The organism is Providencia sp. wls1922 (genome assembly GCF_009706505.1).
Lineage (GTDB): Bacteria > Pseudomonadota > Gammaproteobacteria > Enterobacterales > Enterobacteriaceae > Providencia > Providencia lanzhouensis.
This window is the reverse complement of record NZ_WLUG01000046.1, coordinates 21,775-28,624: the sequence shown is the minus strand read 5'-3', so window position 1 is coordinate 28,624 and position 6,850 is coordinate 21,775. Positions and strand designations below refer to the sequence as shown.

Annotated in this window: 11 protein-coding genes and 1 pseudogene; 4 read left to right on the top strand and 8 right to left on the bottom strand. The window is 43.6% G+C overall.

The features are described 5' to 3' along the window. The 6 genes and pseudogenes from GKR71_RS03335 to ubiU all read right to left on the bottom strand — a co-directional run. Nucleotides 1-302, bottom strand: a pseudogene (locus GKR71_RS03335) (Tox-REase-5 domain-containing protein); the annotation flags it as partial. Between the two features lies 1 nt (nt 303). Continuing rightward, on the bottom strand, nt 304-642 hold the full coding sequence (locus tag GKR71_RS03330) for a hypothetical protein (protein WP_036949079.1): 339 nt from the start codon (nt 640-642) through the stop codon (nt 304-306). Continuing rightward, nucleotides 632-1,132 (bottom strand): DUF4123 domain-containing protein, encoded by a 501-nt coding sequence (locus tag GKR71_RS03325; protein ID WP_036949082.1) that lies wholly within the window; start codon nt 1,130-1,132, stop codon nt 632-634. The genes GKR71_RS03330 and GKR71_RS03325 overlap by 11 nt, the downstream gene beginning before the upstream one ends. Nucleotides 1,133-1,138: 6 nt before the next feature. Next, a complete protein-coding gene (locus tag GKR71_RS03320) occupies nt 1,139-1,549 on the bottom strand; it encodes a PAAR domain-containing protein (protein ID WP_154599695.1) in 411 nt (136 codons plus the stop codon). 129 nt (nt 1,550-1,678) lie between these two features. Beyond that, nucleotides 1,679-2,554 (bottom strand): U32 family peptidase, encoded by an 876-nt coding sequence (locus GKR71_RS03315; protein ID WP_154633943.1) that lies wholly within the window; start codon nt 2,552-2,554, stop codon nt 1,679-1,681. A gap of 42 nt (nt 2,555-2,596) precedes the next feature. After that, nucleotides 2,597-3,592, bottom strand: a complete 996-nt coding sequence (gene ubiU, locus GKR71_RS03310; protein ID WP_154633942.1) for a ubiquinone anaerobic biosynthesis protein UbiU — start codon at nt 3,590-3,592, stop codon at nt 2,597-2,599. Between the two features lie 380 nt (nt 3,593-3,972). On the opposite strand from ubiU, the gene ubiT reads away from it, so the two are divergent. Together ubiT and GKR71_RS03300 are read left to right on the top strand one after the other, a co-directional pair. Further along, nucleotides 3,973-4,497: a ubiquinone anaerobic biosynthesis accessory factor UbiT gene (gene ubiT / locus GKR71_RS03305; protein WP_036949089.1), complete on the top strand. Its 525-nt coding sequence runs from the start codon at nt 3,973-3,975 to the stop codon at nt 4,495-4,497. Then, entirely contained in the window at nt 4,491-4,994 is a 504-nt protein-coding gene (locus GKR71_RS03300; RefSeq protein ID WP_036949091.1) for a GNAT family N-acetyltransferase, read from the top strand. The genes ubiT and GKR71_RS03300 overlap by 7 nt, the downstream gene beginning before the upstream one ends. Here GKR71_RS03300 and GKR71_RS03295 read toward each other — a convergent pair. Then, nucleotides 4,967-5,275 carry a GIY-YIG nuclease family protein gene (locus GKR71_RS03295; RefSeq protein WP_154610089.1) on the bottom strand — a complete coding sequence of 103 codons (309 nt, stop codon included), beginning with the start codon at nt 5,273-5,275 and terminating at the stop codon, nt 4,967-4,969. The genes GKR71_RS03300 and GKR71_RS03295 overlap by 28 nt on opposite strands. A gap of 300 nt (nt 5,276-5,575) precedes the next feature. Between GKR71_RS03295 and bhsA the strand changes: the two genes are divergently transcribed. Together bhsA and GKR71_RS03285 are read left to right on the top strand one after the other, a co-directional pair. Continuing rightward, complete coding sequence (gene bhsA, locus GKR71_RS03290; protein WP_154603012.1) at nt 5,576-5,827, top strand: multiple stress resistance protein BhsA; 252 nt, start codon at nt 5,576-5,578, stop codon at nt 5,825-5,827. A 112-nt stretch (nt 5,828-5,939) separates the two neighbouring features. Continuing rightward, entirely contained in the window at nt 5,940-6,377 is a 438-nt protein-coding gene (locus GKR71_RS03285; RefSeq protein WP_036949097.1) for a YhbP family protein, read from the top strand. On the opposite strand, the gene nrdG is transcribed toward GKR71_RS03285, so the two are convergent. Next, nucleotides 6,374-6,838: an anaerobic ribonucleoside-triphosphate reductase-activating protein gene (nrdG, locus tag GKR71_RS03280; RefSeq protein WP_036949099.1), complete on the bottom strand. Its 465-nt coding sequence runs from the start codon at nt 6,836-6,838 to the stop codon at nt 6,374-6,376. The genes GKR71_RS03285 and nrdG overlap by 4 nt on opposite strands. Nucleotides 6,839-6,850 lie beyond the last annotated feature (12 nt).

Genomic DNA, 6,850 nt, shown 5'->3' with positions numbered 1-6,850 from the left:
GCCGGGCAGTCCTGACAGCCTTTACTGGCTTCAATGGCAGCAACACCAACAGATGCCCCGGCTGTAGCACCTACCACTGCACCTTGATTATTGCCTCGTTTCTTTTCTTCATCATCAAATTCGCCACCGATCGCAATGCTTTCATATTCCCGAATTTTATCTTCATAACTAGTATTTCCCCACTCATCATCTCCACTACCTGATGAAGAGGGGAAACCGATTTTTGAGGCTTCATGGGTCACTGCGGCGAGTCCACCCAGTGTCATTAATCCCGCCCCTGCAATAATTAAAGGAACTGGCATATTAAGTTCTCCATTCAATCAATTTCATGGCTATCCGTAAAAAATCTTGGTATTGCTGCTCTGGATTTCGACCGTTTTCCTCAAGCATATCTCTGATTTCAGGCTTTAAATAAAAGTAAGGGGAGCACGCTTCATAGAACAAAAAAGAACGAATTAAAGGCTCTTTGGTAAACCCTAGGGATAACAAATACCGAAGAGCAGATTGCAGACGACTATTTAATGTTTCAATTACTTGTAATTTATCAGGGTGATGTTGATAAAAGTCAGCAATAACTTGGGCGACATAATCACTTTGTTCGATATTTTGAATTTTGGTTAATTGTTCTTCGCTAAACTGCATTTAATCGCCCTCCTTGTAATGCATAAAATTGCCCTTCAAAGCGGTAATACCATGCAATAAGAGGCATCGTTATCTCATTAAATTGTTCAAGAGTGAGTACTTGGGGCATATTGTGCGTCACGCGGGGATCATAAAACCGGAATAAGGCCGTTTTGTTATCAGGTAAACTCACATTAAGAAGGTCAGAGAAGTGAGACGCTAATTTATTCAGCGATAAGTCACTAACTAGCCAAGATAATGCAGGGAATTTAGACTCTAATTGCATTAAATCTGCCAGTAAATCATGCCGATGAGTCACATCAATCAACCACGGCCCTGCCCACGCGATTTCAGCCTCGGAAGATTGCTTAAAAAGAGGAGTTGTTGCACCAGAATGGTGTTGAATTTCTTTATCAAAATAACGTTCATACTGTAAGCCGCAAATTAAACAATAATGCTTTGCAGTAGGATAACGTTTGGAATAATTAAAAATAGGATGCGAATTATTCATTAATCATCATCCTTCTCGAACGACAAGCATTTGGCCTGATTCGGCCGCTTTCATTAAGCAACTAATACAGATTTTTTTGGTAACAATGGAAGGGGGAATTGATGGTGATACCGAGGAAATAGCGCTACTTTTATCGCTATATTCATCACTATAACAGTCTTGAATTGAATTAATAAAACGAGCTCGGCAGGGGCATGAACTGATACTTTCAAGTGTTCCCGCGACTTTCCGCCCTTCATCCCAAACACTTTGGCAGCCGCCAATAATATAAAATCGTCCAGAATGCTTGCCGCAACTGACCATATCGCCTTCACGAGCACCGGCAACACCATACCATTGCATGGTATGGTCTCCCGTTAATATTTGTCCTCCGCAGGTTGTTTTATCACCCACCCGCAAAAAATATCCTATTGCCATAATCAGTCCTCATCCATAATGGAGGACTGATTATTTTATACTTAACTTAAATTTTCAATGGTGAACTTAAATTTAACTTAAAGAATAAGACTAATCACAGATCATCGAGTCAAAATAGACAAAAGCCCATCACGCCTCTAGGGTCAATCCGGCAATATTGCGCCAATAGCCATTACAGCTTTGGTTGGGAATGCTCAGTGGGGACTGCCCATGTTGGTTAGCTTTAAACTGCCTAATCACATCGAGGGACTCAAGGCTTTCAGGGGAAACCCGCACAATATCCACCAAATCCTGCATGGACGAAATATCGTTGCCTAAGTTATAGCAGTAGCCGCTCAGTGTTTGGATGCCATTAAGCGTGAACACTTGCTGTTGCTCCTGTGACATCACTTTGCGCCCTTGCGGGTAATTAATGCAGCAGGTTTCGCACTCATCTTTTTGGCGATTTTCCGAACGAGCGGTAAAACAGCGGGCAGAATAAGCCAGTGGTAGGTGACCGTAGCTGAAAACTTCCACTTCAAACTTATCGCGAATACCTAGCTCTTCACATTGATTGAGTAAATTCACCAGCCAGTCACGGGAAAGTTCAACGGGCATACACCAGCGCATCATGCCTTGGCGTAGCAAAATATTCAGTGAGGGAGCGTTATAACAGTTAAGCCCATGACCTGCCACAAAAGGCAATTTGCGTTCAGCCAGCATATTGACGACACCAAAATCGTGCGCTTCAATTAAAAACTCGCCATTATCGACTAACTTACTGATTTCTTTCAGCTCAGAGGGCGCTTGTAGCAGGGCTAGAGTGCTGAGAATAATCTGTTTACCGCTTCCCGCTAGCTGCTTAGCAAGCTCAATCCAGTCATTGGGTTTCATATCACGGCGCTTGCTACATACCGTTTCCCCGAGATAAATAATATCCGCGTCGCTGTCTGCTGCCTGCTGATAAAAATCCTGTAAGGTTGATGTTGGCCAGTAGTACAGTACTGAGCCTAATGCATATTTCATTATGTTACCCATTAATCCATGCTGATGAATGATGTGCGCCAGTTATTGCCATTTACGGTGATACGCACCAAGGGTGGTTTGGCTACCTTCAGAAAGGTCGCCAAGGGCTTTGAGCCATCTAGGATCCGTCACAAAACCGTCTGGATTGGATTTATAGCGATTGATTGCCTGACGCCAAATCTTGGTCACTTGGGTGACATAGGCAGGGCTGCGCTGACGACCTTCAATTTTTACCGAGGCGATATTGGCGCTCATGAGTTCTGGGAGTAACTCAATGGTATTGAGGCTGGTGGGCTCTTCAAGCACATGATATTTCTGCTCATCCACCACATAGCGCCCTTTACACAACGTCGGATAACCGGCATTTTCATTTTTTTGGTAGCTGTCGATCAGCACATCATTCAGTCGTGATTCCATGCCATTTTCAGTGTGTTGCCAGCGAACAAAACGTGCAGGAGAGCAAGCACCGACGGTATTCGGGGATTCTCCCGTTAAGTAGGAAGAAAGATAACAGCGACCTTCAGCCATAATGCACAGGCTACCAAAAGCAAATACTTCCAGCGGTACAGGACTGGTTTTGGCGAGTTGTTTAACTTGGTGAATGGATAACACGCGAGGGAGCACCACGCGATGCACCTGAAAGTTACGCTCATAGAAACGAATGGCTTCCGTGTTGGTCGCGGAAGCTTGCACAGAAACATGGCGCTCAATATGCGGGTATTTATTGGCGGCGTACTCTAACATAGCAATATCGGCGAGGATCAGGGCATCGGCTCCTAGATCAGCCGCTAAATCAACAGAGTTCTGCCAGCGTTGATAACCATCAGGATGAGCGAAGGTGTTTATCGCAATATGCAATTTACGTTTACGCTGGTGGATATAACGCTCTGCTTCATGCAGATTTTTTTCCGTAAAATTCAAACCTGCAAAATGGCGCGCGTTAGTATCATTTTTGAGTCCGATGTACACTGCATCGGCACCATTATCAACAGCCGCTTTTAAGGCAGGCAAATTCCCCGCAGGGCAGAGTAATTCCATTGGCTTTTTCTCTGTATAAAAATTTAGCAATTGATCATTCTAGACAAGGGGTCTGGTAGAGGTTTTGATTTAGCGCAGAGAAGCTTGGAATGTTGTAGGCGAGATAGTTATTTCGTGACTATTATAAAAGTGTAGAGATTATTGGAAATAAATATTGGCGAGATGGATAAAGATTGATATAGGATCGGTATCATCACGTTATTTTTTGGCAAAATATGTCCTTATATCGGATAAATAACGATATATCTCTGACTATCTTTACATCTACACATCAATGTTATCTATAATCTTAGTCATTATAGGTATTAAAATTGTCCAAGCGGCTGCTTTAATCAGTAGTTATGCGTGGTGGACAGATAATTGATACGGGAGTTAGTACTGTGTTTGGTAAAATTCGTTCTCAACTGATCACTCAAGGCCCTTCATTTTTGAAGTTTCCATTGAAAGTGACCCCATTTGTCGTACAGCGTCAAATACTCGAACAACTATTAAGTTGGCAGTTTCGTGAGTCTGTTAAAGAAGGCGAACTCGATTTTCTGGAAGGGAAATGGCTGAAAGTTGAGATCCGAGATTTAGAGCTTGTTTGGTTTATCAGCTTACAAGAGGGTCAGCTGGTGGTACAAAAGCAGGCTGAACCGGATGTCAGTGTCAGCGGCAATGCCAATGATCTGGTATTGATCGCAGCCCGCAAAGAAGATCCCGATACGCTCTTTTTCCAACGTCGTTTGGTGATTGAAGGGGATACTGAGTTAGGTTTGTATGTTAAAAACCTGATGGATGCCTTCGAAATTGAAAATATGCCTGCGCCTTTACGCTTTGGTCTATTACAGCTCGCTGATGTGATTAAAACGGTACAAGACAGTGAGGACGCAGAGCATAAAACGCCTGTGTTAACCTCATGCTGATACGTGTAGAAATCCCGGTTGATGCCATGGGTATCGACACGCTATTACGTGAAACCTTCCCAACAGAGGGGGAGGCAGATCTTGTTCAGCACCTGCGTGAAGATGGGTTACTGACCCTCGGTGTGGTGGCAACCAACGATGACGGCGAAGTTATTGGCTATGTCGGGTTTACCCCGGTTGATGTGAATGGTGAAGATGTTCAATGGGTAGGACTCGCCCCATTAGCCGTTAAAAAAGCCTATCAAGGCCAAGGTATCGCGGAAAAATTGGTTTATGAAGGGTTAGATAGCTTAAATGAATTTGGTTATGGGGCTGTCGTCGTTCTCGGTGATGAGGGTTACTACGGGCGTTTTGGTTTCGAACCCGCTTCCAACCACGAATTACGTTGCCAATGGCCAAGTCTACAAAAACATTTTCTTGTCTACGGACTCGAAAACGGTGCAATTGACCAGCATAAAGGCGAAGTCACTTACTCATCGCATTTTGATAATGTGTAATCCGCTAAATAATGCTGTAAATCATCAGGCTGGTCAGTGACCAGCCTTTCTTTTGCCTGCTTACTCAATTGCTTCACTCGATACTCTAATTGAGATGCTTCAGAACGATCCCCCGCAGTACAATGAAAAACGAGGGTCAAAGGCGCTTTACCTTTTAGTGCCTTGGCACCAGTTCCCGCTTCATGCTGTTGAAAACGCCGATGAACATCGGTGGTGATCCCACAATATAACGCGTTATTTTTCTGCCGAATTAAGTAAAGAGACCAATTTTGCTGTGTCATTTTGTTTTTCTTGTCACTGAATTTAGCATTCTGTGCTGATTTATAAGGAGAATTTAGTTGGCTTGCAGCGAATTTTCTCGCGGATCATAAAGTTTATAACATACTAAATTATAAATAAAAAATGATATAAACCTGTCACAAATTTGTAACCTCAACATAGGTTATTGTTCAATTAATTTGAACAACTATAGCAAAATTAGCTAATTTTCATCTCCGAATAAAGGGCATAGTATGATCCATATCACAGGGAAACATGAAAAAACCCCTGTAAATATCAAACATACAATGAGGAAGTTTACCATGAAAAAATCAACATTATTTGCTGCTGCTTTAGCTTTAGGTGCTGTATCATTTGGTTCAATGGCGGCTGAAGAAGTTAGACAAGCTAGCGAGCCAGCAGTAGGTTATGTGTCTGTAAGTGGCGCTGCAAGTGTAAATGACCTGACTGCACAATTAGCCAAAAAAGCTGATGAAGCTGGCGCAAAATCTTTCCGCGTGATTTCTGCAAGCGGTGAGAATGAGATGAATGGGACCGCAGCGATTTATAAGTAGTAAATCTAGCGTATAGTAGTGCGAACTAAGTACAGATAACGTTCAGAACAGCTTAAGCACGCCCAGCCATTTTTATGGGCGTGTTCTGAACGGTCTAACATGGACATTCGCAATGACACCCGAAAACACCTTACAACACATCCAGCGCTATATTGCTCGCCAACACGTTTTTTCTCTGTTTACCTCTCACCAAGATGATATTTGGGCTGCCAGTTGCTATTACGCGTTTGACCGCCAAAATATGCGCTTAATTTTCATGACATCCCCCGATTCTCAGCATGGTCAATTAATGCAGGAAAATCCTCGTGTGGCAGGGACTATCTCCGCACAAACTAAGCAAGTGGGTAAAATTCAAGGTATTCAATTTGTGGGAGAAATTCGCCAATTTGACGGTGAAGAGGCGGATGTGCAGAAAGCATTTTATTGCCAGAGATTTCCTGTCGCCCTAGAGGCGAAGCTGCCGATTTGGCAGCTCCAATTACAGACGGTGAAAATGGTAGATAACACGCTGGGGTTTGGCACCAAATTACATTGGTTGCGTGAAGCTTAACGCAGTCGATGAATAACTTGGTTACTGCTACCGCGCCATAGCAGCGCGGGATCGTATAGTGTCTGTTCGAACTTTCCATCAATCAACGTATTGATCAAACTCACCACTTTTTGCTGTTCTAGTGTCAATTCATCCAATTTATAGCCCGTCCACATCCAGATATCCTTATCTGGGCAGACGGCTTTCACTCGCTTCACTAACGCTAAAATGGTAGGCAAGTTGGCAGGGTGCAAAGGATCCCCCCCTGAGAGGGAGAGCCCTTGGCGGCGAATACGCGTATCCTGCAAATCTTGGATAATTTGGTCTTCCATCTCTTGGGTAAAGGGAATACCGGAATCCACGCGCCATGTGCTTTGGTTATAGCAGCCTCGGCACTGATGAACGCAGCCCGAGACAAACAATGTGCAGCGGGTACCGGGTCCATTGACCACATCCACAGGATAATATTGGTGATAATTCATGGCATTTATCCG

What these genes read in the sequence shown, in the direction of transcription:
- ubiU (WP_154633942.1), bottom strand. Translation starts at nt 3,592, where the DNA reads ATGGAATTACTCTGCCCTGCGGGGAATTTGCCTGCCTTAAAAGCGGCT.
- GKR71_RS03300 (WP_036949091.1), top strand. Translation starts at nt 4,491, where the DNA reads ATGCTGATACGTGTAGAAATCCCGGTTGATGCCATGGGTATCGACACG.
- nrdG (WP_036949099.1), bottom strand. Translation starts at nt 6,838, where the DNA reads ATGAATTATCACCAATATTATCCTGTGGATGTGGTCAATGGACCCGGT.
- GKR71_RS03320 (WP_154599695.1), bottom strand. Translation starts at nt 1,549, where the DNA reads ATGGCAATAGGATATTTTTTGCGGGTGGGTGATAAAACAACCTGCGGA.
- bhsA (WP_154603012.1), top strand. Translation starts at nt 5,576, where the DNA reads ATGAAAAAATCAACATTATTTGCTGCTGCTTTAGCTTTAGGTGCTGTA.
- GKR71_RS03285 (WP_036949097.1), top strand. Translation starts at nt 5,940, where the DNA reads ATGACACCCGAAAACACCTTACAACACATCCAGCGCTATATTGCTCGC.
- GKR71_RS03295 (WP_154610089.1), bottom strand. Translation starts at nt 5,275, where the DNA reads ATGACACAGCAAAATTGGTCTCTTTACTTAATTCGGCAGAAAAATAAC.
- GKR71_RS03325 (WP_036949082.1), bottom strand. Translation starts at nt 1,132, where the DNA reads ATGAATAATTCGCATCCTATTTTTAATTATTCCAAACGTTATCCTACT.
- GKR71_RS03315 (WP_154633943.1), bottom strand. Translation starts at nt 2,554, where the DNA reads ATGAAATATGCATTAGGCTCAGTACTGTACTACTGGCCAACATCAACC.
- GKR71_RS03330 (WP_036949079.1), bottom strand. Translation starts at nt 642, where the DNA reads ATGCAGTTTAGCGAAGAACAATTAACCAAAATTCAAAATATCGAACAA.